At 74.1% G+C, this 24,192-nt stretch carries 19 protein-coding genes, 2 tRNA genes and 1 pseudogene; 13 read left to right on the top strand and 9 right to left on the bottom strand.

Annotation, left to right across the window (positions count from 1 at the left end):
* The coding region (locus tag ESG85_RS21455) for a carbohydrate ABC transporter permease (protein ID WP_425471263.1) at positions 1-871 on the top strand (871 nt) is incomplete at its 5' end.
* Positions 872-977: 106 nt separating this feature from the next.
* Here the strand turns inward: ESG85_RS21455 and ESG85_RS21450 are convergent.
* The 3 genes from ESG85_RS21450 to ESG85_RS21440 form a co-directional block, all read right to left on the bottom strand.
* Entirely contained in the window at positions 978-2,471 is a 1,494-nt protein-coding gene (locus tag ESG85_RS21450; protein WP_128981666.1) for a glycoside hydrolase family 18 protein, read from the bottom strand.
* A gap of 270 nt (positions 2,472-2,741) precedes the next feature.
* Positions 2,742-4,205: a HAMP domain-containing sensor histidine kinase gene (locus tag ESG85_RS21445; RefSeq protein ID WP_128981664.1), complete on the bottom strand. Its 1,464-nt coding sequence runs from the start codon at positions 4,203-4,205 to the stop codon at positions 2,742-2,744.
* Complete coding sequence (locus ESG85_RS21440; RefSeq protein ID WP_128981662.1) at positions 4,202-4,900, bottom strand: response regulator transcription factor; 699 nt, start codon at positions 4,898-4,900, stop codon at positions 4,202-4,204. The genes ESG85_RS21445 and ESG85_RS21440 overlap by 4 nt, the downstream gene beginning before the upstream one ends.
* Before the next feature lie 42 nt (positions 4,901-4,942).
* Here ESG85_RS21440 and ESG85_RS21435 point away from each other — a divergent pair, with 42 nt between their 5' ends.
* Positions 4,943-5,530 carry a hypothetical protein gene (locus tag ESG85_RS21435; RefSeq protein ID WP_128981660.1) on the top strand — a complete coding sequence of 196 codons (588 nt, stop codon included), beginning with the start codon at positions 4,943-4,945 and terminating at the stop codon, positions 5,528-5,530.
* Between the two features lie 70 nt (positions 5,531-5,600).
* Here ESG85_RS21435 and ESG85_RS21430 read toward each other — a convergent pair whose 3' ends face one another.
* Both ESG85_RS21430 and ESG85_RS21425 read right to left on the bottom strand, forming a co-directional pair.
* The gene (locus ESG85_RS21430; RefSeq protein ID WP_128981658.1) at positions 5,601-6,467 is read right to left on the bottom strand and encodes a spermidine synthase; all 867 of its coding nucleotides are present in this window, start codon (positions 6,465-6,467) and stop codon (positions 5,601-5,603) included.
* Positions 6,468-6,536: 69 nt separating this feature from the next.
* A complete protein-coding gene (locus ESG85_RS21425) occupies positions 6,537-7,025 on the bottom strand; it encodes a hypothetical protein (protein ID WP_128981686.1) in 489 nt (162 codons plus the stop codon).
* A gap of 233 nt (positions 7,026-7,258) precedes the next feature.
* Between ESG85_RS21425 and ESG85_RS21420 the strand changes: the two genes are divergently transcribed.
* Positions 7,259-8,560, top strand: a complete 1,302-nt coding sequence (locus ESG85_RS21420) for an NsdA family TPR-like regulatory protein (RefSeq protein ID WP_128981656.1) — start codon at positions 7,259-7,261, stop codon at positions 8,558-8,560.
* Between the two features lie 194 nt (positions 8,561-8,754).
* Here the strand turns inward: ESG85_RS21420 and ESG85_RS21415 are convergent, their stop codons facing one another.
* On the bottom strand, positions 8,755-9,351 hold the full coding sequence (locus ESG85_RS21415; protein WP_128981654.1) for a histidine phosphatase family protein: 597 nt from the start codon (positions 9,349-9,351) through the stop codon (positions 8,755-8,757).
* A gap of 183 nt (positions 9,352-9,534) precedes the next feature.
* Between ESG85_RS21415 and ESG85_RS21410 the strand changes: the two genes are divergently transcribed.
* From ESG85_RS21410 to ESG85_RS21380, 7 genes are all read left to right on the top strand, one after another.
* On the top strand, positions 9,535-10,554 hold the full coding sequence (locus ESG85_RS21410) for a phosphatase PAP2 family protein (protein ID WP_128981652.1): 1,020 nt from the start codon (positions 9,535-9,537) through the stop codon (positions 10,552-10,554).
* Positions 10,487-11,647 (top strand): hypothetical protein, encoded by a 1,161-nt coding sequence (locus ESG85_RS21405; protein ID WP_128981650.1) that lies wholly within the window; start codon positions 10,487-10,489, stop codon positions 11,645-11,647. Before ESG85_RS21410 ends, ESG85_RS21405 begins: the two co-directional genes overlap by 68 nt.
* Positions 11,638-13,221, top strand: coding sequence for a hypothetical protein (locus ESG85_RS21400; protein ID WP_128981648.1), 1,584 nt, complete (start codon positions 11,638-11,640; stop codon positions 13,219-13,221). Before ESG85_RS21405 ends, ESG85_RS21400 begins: the two co-directional genes overlap by 10 nt.
* A complete protein-coding gene (locus ESG85_RS21395) occupies positions 13,218-14,570 on the top strand; it encodes a DEAD/DEAH box helicase family protein (protein WP_128981646.1) in 1,353 nt (450 codons plus the stop codon). The genes ESG85_RS21400 and ESG85_RS21395 overlap by 4 nt, the downstream gene beginning before the upstream one ends.
* A gap of 166 nt (positions 14,571-14,736) precedes the next feature.
* The gene (locus ESG85_RS21390) at positions 14,737-15,093 is read left to right on the top strand and encodes a hypothetical protein (RefSeq protein WP_128981644.1); all 357 of its coding nucleotides are present in this window, start codon (positions 14,737-14,739) and stop codon (positions 15,091-15,093) included.
* 142 nt (positions 15,094-15,235) lie between these two features.
* Positions 15,236-15,871, top strand: a complete 636-nt coding sequence (locus ESG85_RS21385; RefSeq protein ID WP_128981642.1) for a bifunctional DNA primase/polymerase — start codon at positions 15,236-15,238, stop codon at positions 15,869-15,871.
* Positions 15,862-15,935: transfer RNA gene (locus tag ESG85_RS21380), tRNA-Lys, on the top strand. Before ESG85_RS21385 ends, ESG85_RS21380 begins: the two co-directional genes overlap by 10 nt.
* A 78-nt stretch (positions 15,936-16,013) precedes the next feature.
* On the opposite strand, the gene ESG85_RS21375 is transcribed toward ESG85_RS21380, so the two are convergent.
* The gene (locus ESG85_RS21375) at positions 16,014-17,267 is read right to left on the bottom strand and encodes a M6 family metalloprotease domain-containing protein (protein ID WP_128981640.1); all 1,254 of its coding nucleotides are present in this window, start codon (positions 17,265-17,267) and stop codon (positions 16,014-16,016) included.
* Between the two features lie 355 nt (positions 17,268-17,622).
* Between ESG85_RS21375 and ESG85_RS21370 the strand changes: the two genes are divergently transcribed.
* Positions 17,623-19,530, top strand: a complete 1,908-nt coding sequence (locus tag ESG85_RS21370) for a putative bifunctional diguanylate cyclase/phosphodiesterase (protein ID WP_281288067.1) — start codon at positions 17,623-17,625, stop codon at positions 19,528-19,530.
* Positions 19,531-19,707: 177 nt separating this feature from the next.
* On the opposite strand, the gene ESG85_RS21365 is transcribed toward ESG85_RS21370, so the two are convergent.
* Positions 19,708-21,435, bottom strand: a complete 1,728-nt coding sequence (locus tag ESG85_RS21365) for a glycosyl hydrolase family 18 protein (protein ID WP_246095203.1) — start codon at positions 21,433-21,435, stop codon at positions 19,708-19,710.
* 308 nt (positions 21,436-21,743) lie between these two features.
* On the bottom strand, positions 21,744-22,799 hold the full coding sequence (locus ESG85_RS21360; protein ID WP_128981680.1) for an LLM class flavin-dependent oxidoreductase: 1,056 nt from the start codon (positions 22,797-22,799) through the stop codon (positions 21,744-21,746).
* Positions 22,800-23,248: 449 nt separating this feature from the next.
* Here ESG85_RS21360 and ESG85_RS21355 point away from each other — a divergent pair.
* Both ESG85_RS21355 and ESG85_RS21350 read left to right on the top strand, forming a co-directional pair.
* Positions 23,249-24,006: pseudogene (locus tag ESG85_RS21355) on the top strand (IclR family transcriptional regulator).
* A 97-nt stretch (positions 24,007-24,103) separates the two neighbouring features.
* A tRNA-Lys gene (locus ESG85_RS21350) sits at positions 24,104-24,177 on the top strand.
* Positions 24,178-24,192: the final 15 nt, after the last annotated feature.

Below are 24,192 nucleotides of genomic sequence, written 5' to 3'. Positions count from 1 at the left end.
GGCGCGGGCGGCGCGAACGGCGCGAACGGCGCGGGCGGCGCGAACGGCGCGGGCGGCGCGGGCGGGCTGGGGCACGTACCTCCTGCTGCTCCTCTTCTCCGCCGTCTCCCTCTTCCCTCTGCTGTGGGCGGCGGTCGCCGCCTCCCGGACGACGACGCGGCTCGCGCACACGCCGCCGCCGCTGCGCTTCGGCCGCAACCTGCCGCGCAACCTGGGCGTCGCGTGGACCGACGCCCATCTCGGCGCGGCGCTCGCGAACACGGCGCTCGTGGCGTCGGTGATCGCGGCGGGCACGGTGCTCGTGGCGACGCTCGCCGGTTTCGCGTTCGCGCGGCTGCGGTTCCGGTTCCGGGGCGCGCTGCTCGCCCTCGTGGTGGGCACGATGCTGATCCCGCCGCAGCTGGGGGTCGTCCCGCTGTATCTGCTGATCGCCCGGCTGCAGTGGACGGACGAGCTGCGGGCGGTGGTGCTGCCGGGCCTGGTGTCGGCGTTCGGGGTGTTCTTCATGCGGCAGCACCTGCTGCGGGCGCTGCCGGCCGAGCTGGTGGAGGCGGCGCGGGTGGACGGGGCCGGGGCGCTGCGGATCGTGTGGCACGTGGTGTTCCCGGCGGCGCGGCCGGCGATGGCGGTGCTGGCGGCGCTGACGTTCGTGGCGGCCTGGAACGACTTCTTCTGGCCGGTGCTCGTGCTGACCCAGACGGGCAGCCCGACGGTGCAGGTGGCCCTGACGGGCCTGGGCCGCGGTTACGTCCCGGACCAGTCGGTGATCATGGCCGGCGCGGTCCTGGGCACGCTGCCGCTGCTGCTGGTGTTCGCGGTGCTCGGCCGGCAGATCGTGGGTGGGGTGATGCGGGGCGCGGTGAAGGGCTGACGGGCCGGGGCCGCACGGGAGCACGGGCACAGGGGCGCGCCCCGGGCGGCGGTGGGGTGAGTCCGGCCGGGGCGCGCGCGTGGGGGGACCTGGTGGTCCGGAGGGCCTACTTGTAGGCGGCGAAGGCCTTGGTGAAGGCGAGCGGCTGCTGGAGGATCGAGGAGCAGGTGGCGTCCGCGTAGTTCACCGCGCCGGCCGCGCACTGCTTGTCGCGGGTCGAGGACCACATCGACAGCCAGCCGATGCCCTTGGCGCGGGCGAACTCGACGAGCTGGGTGGCGTCGTCGACCTTGAAGACCTCGGTGACGACGTCGTTGACGCCGATCATCGGGGTGACCGCGACGGCCTTCCAGGCGGCCGCGTCCGAGAGACCGAGGACGCCCTTGATCTGGGCCTGGGTGGCGGTGGCGGCGGAGATCGCGTACTGGCCCATGTCGCCGCTGTAGGCCGGCCCGTAGTCCATGGCCATGATGTTCACGGCGTCGACGCGGACGCCGTTCCGCTTCGCGTCGGCGAGCAGGTCCACGCCCGGCTGGGTGAGACCCTCGGGCATGACGGGCAGCGTGAAGGAGACGTTCAGGCCGGGGTGGCTCTTCTGGAGCTGGGCGATGGCCTGGGCGCGCCGGGTGTTGGCGGCGGTGTTCGGCAGCGCGGCGCCCTCGATGTCGAAGTCGACCTTGGTGAGCTTGTACCGGTCGACGACCTTGCCGTACGCGGCGGCCAGCTCGGTCGACGAGGAGCAGTTCAGGGCGAGTTCGTGACCGGCGGCGCCGCCGAACGAGACGCGCACGTCGCCGCCCTTGGCCCGCAGGGCGCCGATCTGGGCGGCGACCTTGTCGTTCGCGAGGTCGGTGACGCCGCCCCACAGCGGGGCGCAGCCGCCTCCGGAGGTGATGAAGGCGAGGTTGAACTCCTTGACGCCCGTCTGGTCGGCGGTGGCGAGGAGGTCGTACGCCGGGTAGAGCGAGGTGTCGACGTACGGGGCGTACTTGGCGGCGGTGCCGGGCTGCGGCGGGGTGGTCGCGGTGGCGGTCGGCGTCGGCGTCGCGGTCTTCGTCGGCGTGGGGGTGGCCGTCTTGGTGGGGGTCGGCGTGGCGGTGGCCGTGGGGGTCGCCGTGGCGGTCGGCTGGGTGGTGGGGCGGCCGCTCGGGGTGGGCGTGGCGCCGCCGACGGAGCAGGTGGCCTTGTTGATGAGGCAGTTGGCGGGGTCGCCGGCCTGGCCGGAGGCCGTGGTGACGAAGCCGACGGTGACGGACTGGCCGGCGGCGAGGTCCTTGTTCCAGCTCGCGGGCTTCACGGTGACGTGACGGCCGGAGACGGTGTGCTCGCCGTTCCAGAGGGAGCTGATGGTGGTGCCCTCGGGCAGGTCGAACTCCAGCGTCCAGCCCGACTGGACCCCGGCCGTCTCGTTGGTGACGACGTACTGGCCGGTGTAGCCGCCGGTCCAGGAGCTGGTCCTGGTGTACGCGGCGCCGACGGACGCGGCCTGTGCGGTGCCGGAGAGCGCGAACGCCGCGCCGCCGATCACCGCGGCGGCCACGACCACGCCGACGACCTTCGTCCTGCCGCTCGCCTTGCGCCGGTGCGAACTGGTGCCCATCGGGTGCCTGCCTCTGTGTGTGCCGGGGGGAGGGATGTGGGGGGAGGTGGGGGGGGAGGTGGGATGCGGGTGCGGCAGCACGCTAGCGACAGGGAAACGGACAAATGGCAAGGAGCGGGCCGGGGTTGGGATTCTTAGGCTCCGCTTAAGGAAGGCATCGGGACGGGAAAAGGTACGGCTCCCCGCGGCGCCGCTCCCCCAGGACGCCGCCTCACCGCCCGCGGACCGCTCCCCCAGGACGCCGCCTCACCGCCCGCGGTGCCGCCCGCCTCACCGCCCGCGGCGCCGTCCGTGGCCGCCCGAACCGCCCCGGCCGGCCGGGAGACCGTGGCCGCCCGGCGTGCCGCGGGTGCCGCGGACGCGCCGGCCCCTCCGCTCGCCCCCGTCGCCACGCCCGCCGCGCCCGCCCGTCTCGCCCAGGCCGATCCAGATGCGGACCTCCGTGCCGCCCAGCACCGAGCGTCCGATGCGGACGTCGCCGCCCGTCGACTCGGCCATCCGGCGCACGATGTCCAGGCCGAGGCCGGTCGAGCCGTCGCGGCCGCTGCCCGCGCCGCGGGCCAGTGCCGCCGCGGGATCGGGGATGCCGGGGCCCGCGTCCGAGACCAGGACGATCACGGCGTCCTCGCCGTTGTGGAGGTCGACGGAGAAGGCGGTGCCGTCCGGGGTGTGCCGGAAGACGTTGCCGAGCAGGGCGTCGAGCGCGGCGACCAGTTCGGGCCGCGCGACCGGGATCCGTACCGGCCGTTCGACGCCGGCGACCCGTACCTTGCGGTCCTCGTCCTCGGCGAGCGCCGACCAGAAGTCCATCCGCTCGCGGACCACCTCGGCGGCGTCGCAGCCCGCGACCGGTGCCGTCGCCGCCGTCTGCGGCTTGGCGTCCCGTGCCGTACGGATGATGGTGTCGACCTCGCGCTCCAGCTGTTCCACCGCCGCCCTGGTCTGGTCGGCGGCCGGACCGGAGCCCAGCGAGGCCGCGTTGAGCCGCAGCACGGTCAGCGGGGTGCGCAGCCTGTGCGAGAGGTCGGCGGCGAGTTCCCGCTCGTTGGCGAGCAGCTGGACGACCTGGTCGGCCATCGAGTTGAAGGCGACGGCGGCCGACTTGAGCTCCGGCGGGCCCTCCTCGCGGACCCGCGCGCCCAGCCGGCCCTCGCCCAGCTCGTGCGCGGCGCGGGCGAGCCGCTGCGCGGGCTGCACCATGCGCAGCCCGAGCCGGTCGGCGACGGCGACCGAGCCGATGATCAGGGCGACGCCGACGACGGTGAGCACCAGCCAGGCGGTGGCGACGCCGTTGGTGACCTCACCCTCCGGGACGAAGAGTTCGACGACGGCGACCTGGCCGGAGCTGACCGCGGCGGGCTGGAGCAGCGCGAAGCCGCCGGACACCTCGGCGATCGTGGCGCGGCCGAGCGCGCGGGTGGTGGCCAGGTCGTCGCCGGACGACCGCCGGGCGCCGATCACCTCGCCCGGCCCGCCGGGTTCGCCGGGCGGCGGCGGCAGATGGACGGCGAGCCGGCCTTCGGCTCCGTCGTCGGTGGTGGCGACGGCCCGCTCCAGCTGTTCCCGGTCGGTGGTGATGGCGAGCACCGGCGCGAGTCCGGCGGCCCGCCGCTCGGCGTTGGAGAACGCCCGGTCGCGGGCCATCTCCTTGACGACCAGGCCGAGCGGTACGGCGAAGGCGACCACGACCATGACGGTGACGGCGAGCGCCACCTTGACCAGGGCCCATCTCACGGCAGGGGCTCCCTCGGCGGCTCCAGCTTCACGCCGACGCCGCGCAGGGTGTGGAGATAGCGCGGCCGGGCGGCCGTCTCGCCCAGTTTCCGTCGTAGCCATGACAGGTGGACGTCGATGGTCTGGTCGTCCCCGTACGACTGCTGCCACACCTCGGCCAGCAGCTCCTTGCGCGAGACGACGACGCCCGGGCGGCCGGCGAGGAAGGCCAGCAGGTCGAACTCCCGCCGGGTCAGGTCGAGCGCGGTGCCGTCGAGGGCGGCCTGCCGGCGCAGCGGGTCGATGGCGAGACCGCCGACCCGGATGTCCCGAGAGGGCGGCGCCTCGCCGGTCGAGCGTGCCCGGCGCAGCACGGCGGCCATCCGCGCGGACAGGTGCTCGACCGAGAAGGGCTTGGTGAGGTAGTCGTCGGCGCCGTCGTTGAGCAGCCGGACGATCTCGGCCTCGTCGTCGCGGGCGGTGGCGATGATCACCGGCACGTCCGTGATGCCGCGCAGCATCTTGAGGGCCTCGGCGCCGTCCAGGTCGGGCAGTCCGAGGTCGAGGATGACCACGTCGAACCGGTGATGGGCGACCTCCCGCAGCGCCTCCAGGGCCGTCCCGACGCTCCGCACGGTGTGGGAGGCCTCGGTGAGATGCCGGATGAGGGCGGAGCGGACGAACTGGTCGTCCTCGACCACGAGCACACTTGCCATGGCCCGCACCGTACGCCATGTGGGGGATGGCAGGATGAGCCGGTGCGAAGAGGACTGGTTCACGCCCTGGCGTGGTCGCTCGCCACCGGCGCGGCGGTCACCCTTTCCTGGTGGGGGGTGCACACGGTGCTGGCCGGCACGGTGTACGACCCGCCGCGGGCCCTGCCGATCCCGTCCGGTGCGACGGCGATCGGCGACGCCACCGCGGGCACGGACCCGATGGCCTCGGCGACCCCGGATCCCGGCTCGCCCACCACGGCCCCCACGGCCACGCCGAGCACCGCCCGGCCCGCCACGACGGCCGCCACGGCCCCGGCCGACCGGCCGGCCGCCCCGAGGACCACCGCGCCGGGCGGCTCCGGCGGCGGCACCGGCACCGGTTCCGGCACGGCCTCGGGCAACGGCTCGGGCGACGTGAAGAGTTACGGGACGGACGGCGGCCGGGTGGTCTTCGACCTGGGACCGTCCTCGGCCGAACTGGTCTCGGCGGTCCCCGGGTCCGGCTGGCAGATGCAGGTGTGGAAGCAGCCCACCTGGATCCGGGTCACCTTCACCAAGGACTCCCGGGAGATCTCCGTCTTCTGCCTCTGGCACGACACCGCGCCGCGCGTGGAGATCGACGAACGCTGACCGTACGCCCCGGCGCGGTCGCGGGCGCGGTTGCGGGCGCGGGCCAGCGGAAGACGGCCGCGGGCGCGGGTCAGCGGAAGACGGCCGCGGGCGGTACGGGCGAGGGCTTGGCGCTCGCGTCGGTGACCGGCGCGGCGCCGCCCGTGAAGTCGGCGAGCGTCCGTCCGTGCTCGACCCGCCCCGGGTGGGGGTCGGTCGCCACCCGCCGGGTCAGCTCGGCCACCGGCAGCTCCCGGTCCGAGGCCAGCAGCACGGCGTTGCCGAAGCGGCGCCCGCGCAGCACGGTCGGGTCGGCGGCGAGCGCCAGTTCGGGGAAGACGGTGGCGGCGGTGGCGATCTGGCCGCGCAGGTGGGCGAGCGGCGGGCCGTCGGCGAGGTTGGCGGCGTAGAAGCCGCCGGGCCGCAGCACCCGCCGTACCTCGGCCAGGAACTCCGTGGTGGTCAGGTGCGCGGGCGTACGGGCCCCGCTGAACACGTCGGCGATGATCAGGTCCGCCCAGCCGTCGGCGACCTTGCCGAGACCGGCGCGGGCGTCGGTGGACCGGACCCGGATCCGGGCGCCGGAGTCGAGCGGCAGCTCGCGGCGCACCAGCCGGACCAGCGGCTCGTCCAGCTCCACTATCTGCTGGGTGGAGCGGGGCCGGGTGGCGGCGACGTAGCGGGCGAGGGTGAAGGCGCCGCCGCCGAGGTGCACGGCCTGGACGGGCCGGTGGGGCGGTGCGACGAGGTCGGCGATGTGACCGAGGCGCCGCTGGTACTCGAAGGAGAGGTACGCGGGGTCGTCGAGGTCGACGTGCGACTGCGGGGCGCCGTCGATGAGCAGCGTCCAGCCGCGCGCCCGCTCCCGGTCGGGTATGAGCTCGGCGAGCCCGCCGTCCACGGTCTCGACGACCGCGACGGCACCCGCCGCCCGCTCCCGCTGTCTGTTCCTGGCCACGGCCCCATTATCCGCGCGGGCCGGGGGCGGGGCTCAGCGGCGGGGGTCGGCGCGCGCACGGGCGGAGCCTCAGCGGCAGCCGTCGGCGGCCTCGATCAGGCGGGCCGCCTGGCCCAGGGCCTCGCGGAGCATCGCCGGGTCGGTGACCTCGCCGCTGTCGCCGGGCGGCAGCAGCCAGTCCGCCGGGCGCGGGGTGGCGCCGTCGGGGCCGGGGAGCTCGGGCAGTTCCGGCAGCCGCAGGCCGCGGCCGTCGGTCCTGGTACACGCGCTGCCCGGCATGTCCCAGGCCGCGGCGGTGCCGGGCGGCACCAGGAAGCCGAGCGTGTCGCAGGCGCCGTCGTGCAGGACGGGACCGACGGCCGGGGCGCCGCCGCGGCGCAGGATGTCCACGGCCTCCAGGCCCTGCCGGGCCGGCACGGTCACCAGGTCACAGGGGGCGACGGGCGGCGCGGCGGACGCGGGGGACGCGCTCGCGTCCCGGGTCGGTGAGTGCCGCTCGGTCGACGACTGCGACGAGTGCGACGACGCGACCGGCCCGATGGCTCCGGTTTCCACCATTTCCACCATGGGACCCTCCTCGCTCCGAAGAGGAGACGCGTTCCGTCTCTCCGCATGGTTCAACGCCGAAGGACGTCAACGGCTACGGCGGCACGCCGCCGCAAAGGATGGCAGTTCATGGCAGATCGCATGCGAGATATCCGATTTGTTGCCAAACACCGCGTACGCGTCCGGTCACAGCAGGTACGTTTTGCCCCGCCGGAACACCGGCAGCACCAGGAGAGGGCTCGGCCATGGCGTTGTCACGGGCAGTTCCCAATCTCGCCTTCCGCAGGCTCCGCGGACGGCGTTCGGCGGCGGAGTTCGCCGCGTGCGTCCGCCGGGCGGCCCGGGAGATCGGCGAGCAGGTCGCCTGCGACGCCCGCTACATCGGGCGCGTGGAGGCGGGCGAGATCCGTTGCCCGAACTACGCGTACGAGCGGGTCTTCCTGCACATGTTCCCCGGACTGAGCCTTGCGGATCTGGGGTTCTCGGCGCGGGAGGCCGTTCGCGGCCGGCGGCCGGCCGCAGCAGCGGCCACGGCTGCCGCGCCGGCGCCACCCCCCGCCCTCACCACCCGGAACGATGAGGAGAGCGACGTGCTGCGTCGCGCATTCATGACCGGCGGCACCGCCACCCTGGCGGCCGCCTCGCTGGGACTCGGCGGCCCCGCAGCCGCGAGCATCCCGGCTCCCCGCTCCGTCCACCGCGTCGGCGACGCCGAGGTCCGCGCGGTCGAGGACGCGGTCCGCCAGATCCGGCTGCTCGACGACCGGCACGGCGCCGAGGGCCTCTACCGGCGCGCCACCCAGCCGCTGCGCACCGCCTACGCCCTGCTCGACGCGGGCGTCACCGCCCGTCGCGCCACCGCCGACCGGCTGCACAACGGCGCCGGCGAACTGGCCATCTCCGTGGGCTGGCTGGCCCACGACTCGGGCCGGCTCGACGACGCGCGCTCGCACTACGCCGAGGCGCTCGCCACCGCGCGCGTGGCGGGCGACCTCGCCCTGGAGGCGCACGCGTTCTGCAACACCTCGTTCCTGGCCCGCGACTCGGGCCGGCCCCGGGAGGCGGTGCGGGCGGCGCAGGCGGGCCTGCGGGCCGCGACACCGCTCGGCTCCGACCGGCTGCTCGCGCTGCTGACGCTGCGGGAGGCGGCGGCGTGGGCCGGGCTCGGCGACCGTCCGGCGTGCTCCGAGGCGCTGGGCCGGGCGCACGCCCACTTCGGGCGCGGCCCGGGCGAGCGGGACCCGGAGTGGATGTCGTTCTTCGGCGAGCCGGAACTGGAGGCACAGGAGGCCCTGTGCTGGTCGCTGCTCGGCGACTGGTCCCGCGCGGCCCGTCACGCCCACCGCGCCACGGTCCTCCAGGACCCGCACTTCGCCCGCAACCTCGCCCTCTACCGCGCCCAGCTCGCCGGCAACCTCGCCCGCGCGGGCCGCCCGGACGAGGCGGCGGCGGAGGTGCGCCGCGTGGAGGCCTCGTCGGAGGGCGTGGAGTCGGCCCGCATCCGCACGCTGCTGACGGACACGCGGCGGGTCCTCGCGACGTACTGACACCGCCGCCGGGCCCCGGCCAGGATCGGCGCCCCGCGTCCCCGGCCCGGGTCGGCGCCCGCGCCCGTATCCGTGTCCGTGTCCGTGTCCGTGTCCGGCCAGGGTCGGCGCCCCGCGTCCTCGGCCCGGTGCACCGCCCCGGGCCCTCGGGGCCGGGACGGCCACCATGCGGGGACTCTTCGGCCCCCGGGCGACTACGCCTCCAGGTGCCCCGTGTCGTTCCAGCGTTCGAGCGCCGGGGCGCCATAGGCCCAGCCGAGGACCGAGAGGCTCGTCGGGTCGAGGCGGATGCGGGCGGCGAAGGAGATGTCCTCGCCCAGCCAGCGCGCGCCGATCGAGCGCAGGATGTGGCCGTGGGCGAAGACCAGGACGTCGCGGTCGGCCGAGCGGGCCCACTCGACGACCTCGTCGGCCCGGGCCGAGACCTCGGCCAGGGTCTCGCCCTCCGGAACGCCGTCGCGCCAGATGAACCAGCCCGGCCTGATCGCCTGGATCTCGGCCGGCGTCAGCCCCTCGTAGGCTCCGTAGTCCCACTCCAACAGGGCGTCCCAGTTCTCGGCGCGCTCGCCGAAGCCGGCCAGCTCGCAGGTCTCCCGGGCGCGCGAGAGCGGGCTGGTGCGCACCTCGACGCCGTCGAGCCCGGCCCACGGCCCGCGGCCGAGACGGGTGCCGAGCAGTTTCGCGCCGCGCCGGCCCTCGTCGAGCAGCGGGATGTCGGTCCTGCCGGTGTGGCGGCCGAGCAGCGACCATTCCGTCTGGCCGTGCCGGGCGAGCAGGATGCGCGGTGCCATGAAGGCTCTCCATTGGTTCACGGGAAGGGTGCCCTCCCATCATCACCCACGCGAATTCGCGGTGGCCCCCGGGCAACCCCGGACCCTCCGCCGACGTCTTCCCCGGGTCGGTCCCGAACGGCACACGCCCCGATCCGGCCCCGTGACCGCGATCGGGAAGACGGGAAGAACTGGGGGATTCGGATGCGCAGGCCACGCTGGTGGGCGGAGCTCCTGCTGATCGCCGTGGTGTACGCGGCCTACTCCGGCGGGCGGCTCCTCGCCCGCGGGGACGTCGGCACGGCGGTCGGCCACGGCCTCGCGATCCTGCGCGCCGAGGACGTCCTCGGCATCGCCGTGGAGCGCCCGCTGAACCGTCTCTTCACGACGGTGCCCGCGCTCGGCGTGCCCGCCGACTTCGCGTACGCCTCCCTCCACTACCTGGTCACGCCCACGGTCCTGGTCTGGCTGTTCCGTCGCCGGCCGACGCGGTACCGGGCCGCGCGGACCTGGCTGATGGTCTCCACGCTGCTCGGCCTCGTGGGCTTCACCCTGCTCCCGACCTGTCCGCCCCGGCTGCTCGACCCGGGTCACGGCTTCGTGGACACGATGGCGCGGTTCAGCTCGTACGGCTGGTGGGGCGGGGAGGCGAGCGCACCGCGCGGGCTCGGCGCGTTCACCAACCAGTACGCGGCGATGCCGAGCCTGCACGTGGGCTGGGCGCTGTGGTGCGGCGTGATGCTGTGGCGGTACGGGCGGACGCCGCTGTTCAAGGCGCTCTGCGTCGGCTATCCGCTGCTGACCGTGCTGGTGGTCATGGGCACGGCCAACCACTACTTCCTCGACGCGGTGGCCGGGGCCGCCGTGATGGGCGCGGGCCTGCTGCTCGCGCCGTACGCGATGCGGCTGGCGGACCGGGTGGCCGACGGCCTGACCGGCAGGGCGGCGAGCCCGGTGGCGGACCGGGACCTGGATCGAGACCAGGCCCTTGACCGGGATCGGGAGGGGAATCCTGACCTGCACGGAAATCCGGGCCTGGAGGGGAATCCTGACCTGCACGGGAATCCGGGCCCGGAGGGGGAGCGGGATCGGGTGATGACGGGCGGATCCCGGCAAAGTTCCCCGTCTGTCAGTGGCGGATGGGAGACTTCCGCGGGTGAGCGCATCCCTGGGCAGCGGTCCGCACCGACCGCCGCAGACGACATTCCGTCATCGGCTCGCTGAGCTGCGCGGACCGGCCGCCGTGCCGCGTCCGCTCGACGCGCGGGCCCTGGCCGCCCTGGCCGCGAACCCCGGCTGCAGGCGGCGCGCGATCCTCGACGGCGCGGGCGTCGACAAGACGGCGCTCGCCGCGAAGCTGGGCGCGCCGTCCGGCTTCGGCCAGTCGCAGTTCGCGATCGCCCGGGGCAACGCGTTCGAGGCGAAGGTGAAGGCGGACGGCGGCCGGGAGCTGCTCGGTCTGCTCGGCATCACGGAGCCGGGCACCGTCGACGTGCCGGAGCTCGCCGCGGCCGGGCCCGAGGGCCGGGCGGCCCGCACGGCGCTGGCGCTGCGGGAGGCGACGGCGGCGGGCCGGTGGGCGCTGTTCGACCATCCGATGCTGGCGCTGGAGGTCGCGGGCTCGCCGGTCTATCTGGAGCCCGACGCGGTCGTGGTCCATCCGGACGGGCGGTGGACGGTCGTCGAGATCAAGTCGTTCCCGATGATCGACGGCTCGGCCGACGCGTCGAAGGTGGGCGCGGCGGCCCGGCAGGCGGCGGTGTACGTGCTGGCGCTGGAGCGGATCGCGTCCGTCACCGCGGGCGCCGAGGTGGCGCACCGGGTGCTGCTCGTCTGCCCGAAGGACTTCTCCAACCTGCCGACGGCCTCGGCGGTCGACGTCCGCAAGCAGCTCGCCGTCACCCGGCGCCAGCTGGCCCGGCTGACCCGGATCGAGGAGATCGCGGACGCGCTGCCGGAGGGCGTCACCTTCGACGTGGCGGAGTGCTCGGCGGAGGAGCTGGCCGCGGCGGTGGAGTGCGTGCCGCACGCGTACGCGCCGGAGTGCCTGGCGGCCTGCGAGCTGGCGTTCCACTGCCGGGCGCGGGCCCGCGCGGCGGACGCCGTGACGGCGCTCGGCCGCTCGGTACGCGGCGAGCTGGGCGGCCTCACGACGATCGGCGCGGTCCTGGCGGCGGCGCGCGGCGAGGCCGGCGATCCTGAGGACCCGGCGGTGGCGGCCCTGCGCAGGGCCCGCGCCCTGCGCGGCGAGGCCCTCGCGGGCGTGCCGCGCGGCACCGCCGCCGACGCCCCCGCGGAGGTGGGCCGATGTCGTTGATCTCCACCCTCGCCCGGATGGAGGCCGTCGAGGCGGGGCGGGCGCAGCCGCTCGCCACCGTGCGGCACCGGCATCTGTCCGAGCGGCCGCTGGTGTTCGTGCCGTTGACGACGTCCGGTGAGGCGGGCGCGCCGCTCGGGGCGCTGGTCGGGACGGACCCGGGGGCGCCGCGGCTGCTCGTCGTGCCGCAGCCGCGCGACCGGGACCTGCGCTTCGCGTTCCTCGCCGAACTGGCCGGCGAGATCCTGCCGTACGTCGACTCCTTCGCCGTCGACGTCGAGGCCGTCGAGCGTTCCGAGGCCGATCCGGAGACCGGCAAGAAGGTCAAGGTCGAGGTCGAACTCTGCGCGGACGCACCACAGTTGGTGGTGCCGAGCCGGGCGGGCGTCGAGTACGTACGGCTGCTCGGGCGGTCCATGCGGTTCCGGCGGACGGCCGAGCAGGACCCGGAGACGCCGTTCCCGGCGCCGCCGCGGGTGCCGCTGCTCGGGCGCTGGCTGACCCACTTCGGCGAGCGGGCCCGGGTGCCGGGCTCCTCGCTGCTCGTCGCGGCGACGGACCTGCTGAACCGGCACTGGGCGACCGGCCAGTCCTCCCTGGAGGACCAGCACCTGGGCGCGCTGCTCGCCTGGATCGCGCCGGACGACGGCGGGTCCGGCGCCGACGCGGCGCTGCGCGCGGAGCTGGCGCGGGACGCCAAGGGCCAGTTGCTGTGCCCGCCGGCCGGTCCGGCGACCGACCCGGCCTTCGACAACCGGCTGCTCGCGCCCGCGATCGAGGCGTACGACCGGGCCCGTCTCGCGCTCGGCGCCGCCGAGGACGGCGGGGCGGCCGAGGACGGCCTGGCCGCGCTGACCCGCGCCGAGCGGGAGATCCACCGGCTCGTCGCCTCCCAGCTGAAGCCGACCTGGGACGCGGTGTGGCGGGCGCTCGACGTGCTGCGCGAGCTTCCGGAGGGCGCGAGGGTCGCCGACCGGTGGACCCGCGACCGCTGGTCGTTCACCGGCCAGCGGGACCGGATCGCGGCGGGCGAGCCGCCGCAGCCGCGCCGGGACGACGCGGTGACCGCCGCCCAGAAGCTGGCCGCGCGCGAGCAGGCGCAGGGCCAGCTGGAGGCGCAGGAGGCGCTGGACGACCCGCTGGTGATGGCGGGCCGGCGGCTGTCGGGCGAGGCGTTCGTCGCGGAGGTCGTCGAGGTCACGATGACCCGCACCGACAACAACCGCCCGCGCCCGCTGCTCACGGTCCGCACGGACGACCGCCCGCACCTGGGCGAGGGCGTGAAGGCCTACCGTTCGCTGGACGGCAAGCCGCAGGCGGCGGAGTGCGCCGGGCAGGAGCCGGACGGGGCGCTCGTCCTGCGCGTCCTCGACCGGATGGGCCGCGGGAAGGAGCCGGCGGAGGGCTCCGTGCCGGAGAAGGGCGAGCGGATCGTCTGGACGCTGTTCGAGCACGACCAGCGGCCGGGCGCGAAGCTGCCCGACCCGGAGGAGACGCCGTGGACCCACGGCGGTCCGCCGCGCTCCGACGCCGCCGAACTCCCCGACGCCACCACCCCCGAGGACATCCTGTGACCTTCGACCGTGCGGACACGGACTTCGACCCGTCCGCGGAAGCCGCGCGGGCGACCGCCGACATCCTGGCGAGCACCCTGCACGGGACCGCGAGGGGCGTCGTCGTGGACTCCCCGCCCGGCGCCGGCAAGTCGACGCTCGTGGTGCGGGCGGCGCTCGAACTGGCGGCGGCCGGACGTCCGTTGATGATCGTCGCGCAGACCAACGCCCAGGTGGACGACCTGGTGCTGCGGATCGCGGAGAAGCAGCCGGACCTCCCGGTCGGCCGTCTGCACTCGAACGACTCCGATCCGTACGACAAGGCGCTGGAGGACCTGGAGCAGGTACGGAAGTCGGCGAAGGCGGCGGAGCTCGCGGGCCTGCCCGTGGTCGTGTCGACGGCCGCGAAGTGGGCGCACGTGAAGAACGTGGAGCCGTGGGCGCACGCGATCGTGGACGAGGCGTACCAGATGCGCTCGGACGCGCTGCTCGCCGTGGCGGGCCTGTTCGAGCGGGCGCTGTTCGTGGGAGACCCGGGCCAGCTGGACCCGTTCTCGGTGGTGGGCGCGGAGCAGTGGGCCGGCCTGTCGTACGACCCGTCCGCCTCGGCCGTCTCCACGCTCCTGGCCCACAACCCGGACCTGCCGCAGCACCGCCTCCCGGTGTCGTGGCGCCTTCCGGCCTCGGCCGCGCCGCTGGTGTCCGACGCGTTCTACCCGTACACGCCGTTCCGCAGCGGCACGGGCCACGGCGACCGGAAGCTGTCCTTCGGCGTGCCGTCCGACGGTTCGGCCCCGGACCGGGTGCTGGACGAGGCGGCCGAGTCCGGCTGGGGTCTCCTCGAACTGCCCGCCCGGCACACCCCGCGCACGGACCCGGAGGCCGTCCACGCGGTGGCCCTGGTGGTGCGCCGGCTCCTGGACCGCGGCGGCGCGGCGATCAGCGAACGCTCTCCCGACCCCGTCCCGCTCACCCCGGACCGCGTCGCGGTCGGCACGGCCCACCGCGACCAGGCGGCGGCGGTCCGGGCGGCCCTCGCCGGGCTGGGCGTCTCCGGCGTGACGGTGGACACCGCGAACCGCCTCCAGGGCCGCGAGTACGACCTGACGGTCGTCCTCCACCCGCTCTCGGGGCGCCCGGACGCCACCGCCTTCCACCTGGAGACGGGCCGGCTGTGCGTCCTGGCCTCCCGGCACCGCCACGCCTGCGTGGTCGTCTGCCGCGCGGGCGTCGCGGACCTCCTCGACGAGCACCCGTCGACGGAACCGGTCCAGCTGGGCGTCACGGTGAAGTTCCCCGACGGCTGGGAGGCGAACCACGCGGTTCTGTCGCACCTGGCGGAACACCGGGTGGCCTGGACGGCTCCCTGAACGGCGGCCGGGCGGACCCGGGACGGCGGAAGGCCTGCCGTGCGCGACCTGCCCCACCGCCCCTCCGCCCGGAAAACCGGGCCTCCGGCGGTCTTGCCAGGCGCGGGAGAATGGAGAGTGCCGGCCCGGGGCTCCGGGCCGCGTGTGTGCGAGGAGGAGAAGGAACATGGCGGAATCCGCGGAGCGGAGCGCACAGCGGCGGGTCAGGCCCGCCCCGCTGATCTTCGAGCCTGCCGAGGCGACCGCCGACCCGGAGCACTTCTTCGACCTCGAGTCGATGGAGGATCCGCGGGAGCTGCTGGCGCGGGCGACGGAGCTGACCCTGGCGTTCCGGGCCGCGACCGACCGGTCGATCGAGTTCCAGGCGATCGCGGCGGCCCAGCTCGCTGACCCGCGCCGGTTCGACCGGCTGACGGCGGCGGCCGTGGCGGAGCAGGCCGGATGGACCGAGGACTACGCCCGGAAGATGATCGAGTTCGGACAGGACCTGATCCGCTCGTCGGGGCGCGACCGGGACGAGTGATCCCGTGCGCGTTCGGCGGGCAGGCCGCCGGACTGGCCTCCTGGCATATGTCGGGGTGCAAGGTACTCCTCCCGACCCCGCCTTGTCCGGGTTTCCGGCAACCCGCTGAAACGGAACGGTCACGCCCGGTAGACCTTCTCGCATGACCACCTGGTTGCGCGACGAGACGACCCCGTACGACATCTTCCGCTTCCTGCGGGATCCGGACGAGGAGCGGCACCAGACCGCGCGGGTGACCGAAGAGGGCGCCGCCTGGCTCGTCTCCGCCACCGCCCGCCCGGACGACACGCTCGCGCGCTGGCAGGAACATCCCGGCGCGGCCGCGGCCCTGCCCTGCGGCGGCGCCTTCGACGTGGTGAACGTGGAGCCGATGTTCGGGCGCCGGATGCTCGACCGACTGTGGGCCGAGGGCCCGGGCTCCGGCCCGGTGGCCGTGCACCGGGGCCGCATGCTGCTCTTCGCCGCGCCCGGCACCGCCCAGCGCCTGCCGTCCCTGCTCGACTGGGAGGAGTGGGGCGAGGCCGTGCCCCGGCCGCTGTGCCACGGCGTGGGCGACGCGGTGACCGTGCCGCCGCTCGCCCCGGCCGGCCCCGACGCCCAGGCCCCGCGCTGGGTGGTCGCGCCCGACACCCGCAGGCCCTGGCTGCCCGGGCCCGAGGTGCTGCTGTGGGCCTGCGTGCGGGCCGTCCGGATGGTTGCGCGGGCCGATGTGCGGGTATCGATTTTTGCTTCGGCGGAACCGGATGCTAATGTCTACGACGTCAGCAGGCGCCGCTAGCTCAGTTGGTTAGAGCAGCTGACTCTTAATCAGCGGGTCCGGGGTTCGAGTCCCTGGCGGCGCACAGACGGAAGAAGCCCCTCGCGGAAGCGGGGGGCTTCTTCGTGCTTCCGCCGCAGGGGCTTCGCCACGGTCCTCCCGGTCACCGCACCGGCTGCGGACCGCTGATCCGCACCGTCCACACCCCGGCTCCGGTCCGCTCGGCCACCTCCACCCGTACGCCGGTGTCGGGCACCGTGAAGGACTCGCCCTCCCGCAGCGGCGCGTCCGCGAGCGGCGGGTAGACCGAGCGCTCCCAGCAGGCCTCGGTGCGCGGGTGGGTGTCGACGACCTCCACCGGGCCGTCGCCGGACGCCGCCTGGTTGCGGACCCGGTAGACGAGCACGCCCTCGGTGCACGTGTCCGCGTCGTTGCCGGTCGCCGAGCGGGCCTCGACGGCCAGCACGCTGCCCTCGCCCGTACGGACCACGGCGAGCCGGGTGCCGAGGGTGCCGCCGGCCACGGGCGCGGCGGCCACCGGCTCCAGGCCGATGACATGCGTGCCGGGACCGCGGACACAGGCCACCTGGTCGCGGTCGAGCCAGCCCAGCTTCCACTTGTGCCAGGCGAAGGGCTCGGGCGCGAGGCCGAACTGGCTGCCCATGACGTCCCAGTCCCCGACGTGGGTGTCCCAGTCGCCCTTGCCGTCGGTGGGCCGGTGGTAGAGGTCGGGCAGGTCGAAGACGTGGCCGGTCTCGTGGGCGAGCACGTTGCGGTCCGGCGGATGCCGCTCGAAGACGGTCACGACCCGCTTGATCTCCGTGCCGTCGGCCTCCAGCGGGTGCTCCAGGTTGACCACCTTGGTGGCGTCGGAGTCCACGCCGGGCGCGTCCGGGTCGGCGACGAGGTAGACGATGTCGTAGCGGGAGAAGTCGACGGAGCCGTCGGCCGCCCGGATCGCGTCGCGCAGATAGGCCGCGCGGTGCTCGGCGCTCCAGTCGCGCCGTATCGCGTACGAGGAGGAGTCACGCGGCATCCGGGTCCAGGCGGCCTGCGGGTGCGGGCGCAGGCTGAACCGGCCGTAGGAGGCGCGCTCGAAGAACGCGGACGTGCCGGGGAAGTGGTCGGCGGCCAGCTCGGCCGGGGTGGTGAGCGGCTCGGAGTCCGGGAAGGACAGGAAGATCATGACCGCGTCGAGGGTGCGCGTGGGCTGGGGATAGGCGCGGTTCCAGCTGTCGAGGCCGAGCGAGTGATGGGCGTCGGTCCGGGGCAGGGCGCAGGGGCCGGCGGAGGGCGCGGCGACGGCGGGTCCGGCGACCAGGCCGGTCGCGGCGAGTGCCGCGAGGGAGGTGAAGGCGGCCGCACCGGCCCGCAGGCGCGAGCGCCGCACTCCCCCGGGTGGCTGCTGACCCCTCACGTGGACCTCCGGCTCCGGAAAGCGTGACACCCCACCCACCTTGTGTCGGTTTGGTATGTTTCGCACCTTTCCGCTGCCCCGGTCGGGTGAGCGGGACTCGCCGGGGCGACGCGACACGGACGCGCGACAGCTCACGGAAAGTCACATTCGGTCAGGGTGTCGTCGACCCGTGTCAGACCCGCGCAGAAACGATCGGCCCGGGCGTGCGGGTGGGCAGCCTCACAGCCCGCGGAAGGCCTGGGGCGGGCCGGAAAGCTGGAACGGCGCCCGGGCCAGCCTCTATGATCGGCACACTTTCCTTGGCCGACCTTTCCGACCACATCTGTACGGCCCGAACGCACTACGGGAGCGAGCGGTGAGCGGAACCCCCGAAGAACCGGTGCATCCGTCGGCGGAGTCGATGGTCACGGAGCGTCACTCACTCCCCCGCGATCCCGCCCCCGGCCCCGCCGCCGGCCCCTCCCCCGAGGCGGAACTCCGCGACTACCGCGCCGCCTTCCGCGCCGCCCGGGTCGCCATGGCCATGGTCGACCGGGACGGCGTCGTCGTCGCCGCCAACGACGCGCTCGGTGCGCTGCTCGGCACCGAGCCCGCCGACCTCCACCGGCAGGCCGCCGCCGACCTCGTCGACCTCGCCGCCGACGGCCGCACCTGGCACGCCTACCGCGAGGTGCTGCGCGGCCGGCGCTCCCGGTTCCGCTGCACCCGCCGCCTCAAGCACCCCGACGGGCAGTCCCTGTGGGCAGAGGTGACCGTCTCGCCCGTGCCCGACAGCCCGCGCGTGCTGCTCTCGGTCGCCGACATCAGCGACCGCCGCGAGCTCCAGGCCCGGCTGCGCCACCTCCAGATGCACGACCCGGTCACCCGGCTGCCCAACCGCACCCTGTTCTTCGAGCGGCTGACCGCCGCCCTGGAGAGCGCCGCCGCCGAGGGCCCCTCCGACGAGGACCTCCCGGAGCCCGCGTACGACGACGACTACCCGCCCTACGAGTCCTACGAGTCCTACGGGCATGGCAGAACGGGGCGGATCGGTCTCTGCTACCTGGACCTGGACGGCTTCAAGGCGGTCAACGACACCCTCGGCCACCGGGTCGGCGACCGGCTGCTCGCCGCCGTCGCCGGCCGGCTCACCGAGTGCGCCGACGGACACGGCTTCACGCGCGGCGGCGGACACCTCGTGGCCCGGCTCGGCGGCGACGAGTTCGCGATCCTGGTCGAGGACTCCGCCGGCACCGAGCAGCTGGCCGACCTGGCACAGGCCGTGCTCACCGCGCTCCAGGAACCCTTCGACCTGTCCGGGCAGCGGCTCTCGGTCTCCGCGTCCATCGGCGTGGTCGAGCGGCGCGCCCAGGGCTCGACGGCGACGCAGCTGATGCAGGCCGCCGACACCACGCTGTACTGGGCCAAGGCCGACGGCAAGGCCCGCTGGACACTCTTCGACCCGGAGCGCAACGCCCACCGGATGACCCGGCAGGCGCTGTCCTCCACGCTGCGGCCCGCCGTGGAGCGCGGCGAGTTCGCCCTGGAGTACCAGCCGCTCGTGGACCTCGCCGACGGTGCGGTGCGCGGGGTGGAGGCGCTGGTGCGCTGGAACCACCCGCAGTTCGGCACGCTGACGCCGAATCGGTTCGTCGGCATCGCCGAGGAGGACGGGTCGATCGTCGAGCTCGGCCGCTGGGTGCTGAGGACCGCCTGCCGCCAGGCCCGCCAGTGGCAGAAGGACCACCCGGGAGACCGGCCGATCTTCGTCAGCGTGAACGTGGCGGTGCGTCAGGTCTGGGACTCCGACCTGGTCGCCGACGTGGCCGGCATCCTCGCCGAGACCGGGCTCGCGCCGCACCTGCTCCAGCTGGAGCTGACGGAGTCGGCGGTGATGGGCTCGGCCGGCCGGCCGCTCCAGGCGCTCCAGGCGCTGAGCGACATGGGCGTGCGGATCGCGATCGACGACTTCGGCACCGGCTACTCGAACCTCGCCTACCTGAGCCGGCTGCCGGTCTCCGTCCTCAAACTGGACGGATCGTTCGTGCGCGGCTTCCAGGACGAGGAGCACGCCAACCCGGCCGACGAGCTGATCGTCGAGGCGCTGGTGCGGCTCGCGCACCGGCTGGGGCTCACGGTCACCGCCGAGTGCGTGGAGACCTCGGGCCAGGCCGCGCGGCTGCGCCGGATCGGCTGCGACACCGGCCAGGGCTGGCTGTACTCGCGGGCGGTCCCGCCGGAGCACATCGAAGGCCTCATCGGCACCGCGCCGCTGCCCGTGTAGCCGTACCGCCCTCCCGGCCCGGACAGCCCGCAGAGCCGGGACGGTCCGCAGAGCCCGTACGGCCCGTGAAGCCGTACGGCCCGTCCGGCGGGCATGGAACTGCCCCCGGCCGGAGGGACATTCCGGGCGGGGGCAGTGGTTCGTGCGGGGCCGTCAGGCCCGGGGATCAGCCGGGGATCAGCAGGCGCCCTGGTCCTTCCAGACGCCCCACTCGCCGGTCGTGCCCGGCTCCTCGTTCTGGGTCCACCACTGGGCCTTCCAGGTGTGGCCCTGGTGGGAGACGAGGCTGCCGCCGGTGTAGACGGTGCCGGCCACGTACGCCGGGGCGGTGCAGCCGGTCGGCGGGGTCGTGGGCGGAGTGGTCGGCGGGGTGGTGGGCGGCGTCGTCGGCGGAGTGGTCGGCGGCGTCGTGGTGGGCGGGGTGGTGGGGCTCGTCGGGGACGAGCCGACCGCGGTCACGATCTGGTTCAGCAGCGTGGCGTTGGCGTCCAGGCCGAGCAGCGAGTACATCATCGCGCCGGCGAGACCGCGCTGGTGGGCGTAGTCGGCGCGGGCCTGGATGGTGCGCTGGTCGAGACCGGTGAAGAACTCGCCGTCCTTGTAGAAGTACGCGGACTTGGCCTGGTCGTCCCAGAAGGTGGTCGCCGGGTTGTCGACGATGCCGCCGAGCTCCTTGTAGTGCGCGATGCCGGGCTGCTGGCTGAGCGGCCGGGCGCCGGAGGCACCGGTGGCGGGCTGGGCGAGGCCGTTGGCGGTGCCGGCCGGGACGCCCTTCCAGCCGCGGTAGTAGAACTCGTAGCCGAGGGTCAGCTTGTTCGCCGGGAAGCCGCCGGCGATGCCGTAGGCGGGCTTGCCGTCGATCCAGGAGTCGATGGCGTTGTCGATCGAGTACTTCTCGGTGCCCGGCTTGATCGGGTCGGTCGGGTCGTTGCTGCCCGAGTAGAGCGGGGACTGGTGGTACGTCGGCCCGTCGCCGTCCCAGGCGCCGTGCATGTCGTACGTCATGATGTTCGCGTAGTCGAGGTACGCGCCGATCTTGTCCGTCTCGATGTGCTTGATCTTGTCCTGGCCGGCCGGCAGGGCGGCGGTCAGCAGGTACTTCTTGCCGCCGTGGGCGGCGCCGTACTCGTCGAGCTGCTTGCGGAACTCGGCGAGCAGGAGCGTGAAGTTCTGCTTGTCCTCGGGCGCGTAGTGGTTGCCGAGGTGGCCGTCGGGCGAGCCGGGGTACTCCCAGTCGATGTCGATGCCGTCGAAGATGCCGGCCGCGGTGCCGGGGCCGCCGAAGCCGCCCTCGACCGGAAGGTCGCCCTGGATGTACTGCTTGATGCAGGAGGAGACGAGCTTCTTGCGGCTGGCGTCGGTCTTGGCCGCGTCCGAGAAGTACTTGGAGTACGTCCAGCCGCCGAGCGAGATGTTGATCTTCAGGTGCGGGTGCTTCGCCTTCAGTTCCTTGAACTGGTTGAAGACGCCCACGATCGGCTGGTCCCACTTGTCGGCCACGCCGTCGACGCTGTCCGCGGCCGAGAAGGACTTCTGGTAGTCGGCGTACGAGTCGCCCGCGCCGTCACCGGCGTTGGGGTTGTTGTCGTCGCCCGCGGCCTTGTTGGCCTCGAAACAGGTGAGCTCGGTCGGGTGGATGTTCCCGAACGAGTAGTTGATGATGTCCAGTTTGGCCGCGATGCCCCGCTCGTCGAGGTGCTTCGGGTAGAAGGCGTTCCCGTACACGCTCCACTGGTCGTAGTACGCGATCTTGACGCCGCCCGTGGAGGCGGCGGTGGTCGCGGTGTCGGCGGCCTGGGCCGAACCGAGGCCGGCGGTCGCGGCGAGGGCGCCCGCGGCGAGGGCCGAGCTGAGGAGCGCGGCGATCAGTGGTCTGCGGGTACTGCGGGGATTGCGGGGGTGCACGTGCGGCCTCCGGAAGGGGTGGCGGTACGGAAGTTGGAGCAGTGATATCCGCCGCAGGATGAGCGCGTCAATGGTCTGAACCAGATTGAGGACTAGACCAATTGACGGGTAAAAGCCCTCGTCAGGACCCTCCGGAGGGCCCGCAGCACAAAACGGAACCGCCCGCCACCATGCGTGACGAGCGGTTTAAGGCTCCCTTAGGACTCCGCCGCGGGCGTGTGAAGACAAGAACCAGACCCGGCGATTGCCGGCGGCCCGTGCCTCCGCGACGGCCGGCGGGAGGTTCTCCGAAAGGCGGCCCGGCGGCCTCAGCCGAGCGCCGGGAGGTCGTACGCGTCCGCGATCAGTTCGTAGCTGCGCAGCCGGGCCTCCCCGCCGTGGGCGTTCGTCGTGATCATCAGCTCGTCGGCGCCGGTGCGCTTCCGCAGCGCGTCCAGGCCCTCCCGCACCTCGTCCGCCGTGCCGTACGCGATGTTCGCCAGCCAGCCGTCGACGAAGTCGCGCTCCGCGAGGCTGAATTCGTACGCCTCCGCCTCCTCGGGCGTCGGGACGAGGCCGGGCCGGCCGGTGCGCAGCCGCAGCATCGACAGGGCGCCGGTCAGCACCTGCCGGTGCGCCTCCCGGGCCTCGTCGGCGGCGAGCGCGGCGACGCCGATCAGCGCGTACGGCGCGTCGAGCACCGCGGAGGGCCGGAAGGACTCGCGGTAGAGGTCGAGCGCCGGGAGGGTGTGGTGCGCGGAGAAGTGGTGGGCGAAGGCGAAGGGCAGGCCGAGCAGGCCGGCGAGCCGCGCGCTGAAGCCGGAGGAGCCGAGCAGCCAGATCGGCGGCCGGTCCTTCGGGCCCTGCACGGGGCCGGGCACGGCGTGGATCCGGGCGTACCGGTGCCCGTCGGGGAAGTCGTCGTCCAGGAAGCGGGTCAGCTCGGCGAGCTGCTCCGGGAAGTCATCCGCGCCCTCGCTGAGCGTCCGCGTGCGCCGCAGCGCGGCGGCCGTCGCCCCGTCCGTGCCGGGTGCGCGGCCGAGGCCGAGGTCGATGCGGCCGGGGGCGAGCGCCTCCAGGGTGCCGAACTGCTCGGCGATCACCAGCGGCGCGTGGTTGGGCAGCATCACGCCGCCGGAGCCCAGCCGGATGCGGCTGGTGTGGGCGGCCAGGTGGGCCAGGATCACGGCGGGCGAGGAGGAGGCGACGCCCGGCATGGAGTGGTGTTCGGCCACCCAGTGCCGGTGGAAGCCGCGGCGCTCGGCGAGCCTGCTGATCTCCACGCTGGTGGCGAGCGCCTGGCTCGCGGTGCGCCCCTGGCCCACGGTGACCAGGTCGAGGACGGACAGCGGTACGGGAGCGGTGCCGCGGGCCTCGCCTCGGATCGCGTCGCGCGTCGCGCCCTGCGAGGCGTCGTGCGCCGCGCCCGGCGAGGCGTCGTGCGCCGGGCCCTGCGAGGCCTCGCGCGCCGGGCCCTGAGCCGCGTCGTGGACCGCGTCTCGCTTCTCGTCCGGATTCGCGTCGCTCACCGTAAGCCTTCCTGTTCCTGGACGTCGCTGCGTACGGAATCACGCAACTGGAGGGTGGCTCCGGTTATTCCCCGAAAAAATCTTCACGTCCGGAAGGCCTCCGAACGCCCGTACGGCGGGCCTCGCACACGCCCCTGACCTCCGACTCTCCGGTAGGGCTTTGACCGTGGCATATGCCAGAGTGGCGAGCCCCAGCACAGGGCCCCTGAGCAGCGAATCAATCTCGCCAACAGCCGCCCCGTTGCGGGCCCTTGGCGGCTATCGTGGTACGGAAGCTTGCGGTCACAACCTGGTAGGGGGAAACCGTGGCGCTGAAGCCCGAGCCCACCGCGCCGTTCCACTCGGTGCAATACGCCCTGCGCGTGTTGAGACGGTCTCCCGACACGGCGGCGGCGTGACGGACGTGCAGATCGCGCGGGAGACCGGCCTGCCCGTCGCCCACCTGTCGTCCATGCTCCTCATGCTCCGGCGCGAGGGTTACGTGGAGCAGGTCTCCGACGGCGCCTACACGATCGGCGACTCCCTGGTCCTCCTCGGCTCCGGCACCACCCGGCGCGAGGCCCTGGAGCGCAAGCTCCAGGAGACCCTGACCGAGCTGCGCGACTCGGTCGGCGCCGCCGTCTACATCAGCCGCTACATCGACGGCGAGGTGAAGATCACCCAGTTCGCCGACGGCCCGCGCACCCCGAAGGTCAACGAGTGGGTGGACTTCCGCTCCGCCGCGCACGCCAGCGCGGTCGGCAAGTGCCTGCTGACCCAGCTCGACCAGAACGGACGCCGCGACCACCTCTCCCGTCACAAGATCGCCAGGCTGACCTCCCGGACGATCACCAACGAGAAGGTGCTGTTCTCCAAGCTGGACAGCCAGCCGCCGACCGTCCCCGTGCTCGACCTCCAGGAGTACGCGGTGGGCACCGTCTGTGCGGCGGTGCCGCTGACGGCGGGCGCGGCCGTGGGCTGCCTGGCGCTCTCGCTGCCGCTGGAGCACGCGCACCGGCTGCGTTCCGCGGCCGACATGCTGAACCGGCGGGCCGCTCCGGTGGTGCTGTCGCTGGCGATCTGAACACCCGGCGGCCGCGCCGGGCGGAGGTGGTCGCCGCGCCGAACGGCGGTGGTCACGAGCACCCCTCGGGACCAGGTAGTATTTTCTCTGTCAGCAGGCGCCGCTAGCTCAGTTGGTTAGAGCAGCTGACTCTTAATCAGCGGGTCCGGGGTTCGAGTCCCTGGCGGCGCACAGACAGAGGAAGCC

Source organism: Streptomyces roseicoloratus, assembly GCF_004117935.1.
In the GTDB taxonomy this organism is placed as follows: Bacteria; Actinomycetota; Actinomycetes; order Streptomycetales; family Streptomycetaceae; genus Streptomyces; species Streptomyces roseicoloratus.
Note: the sequence above shows the minus strand (reverse complement) of the source record. Positions and strands in the feature narration are given on the sequence as shown.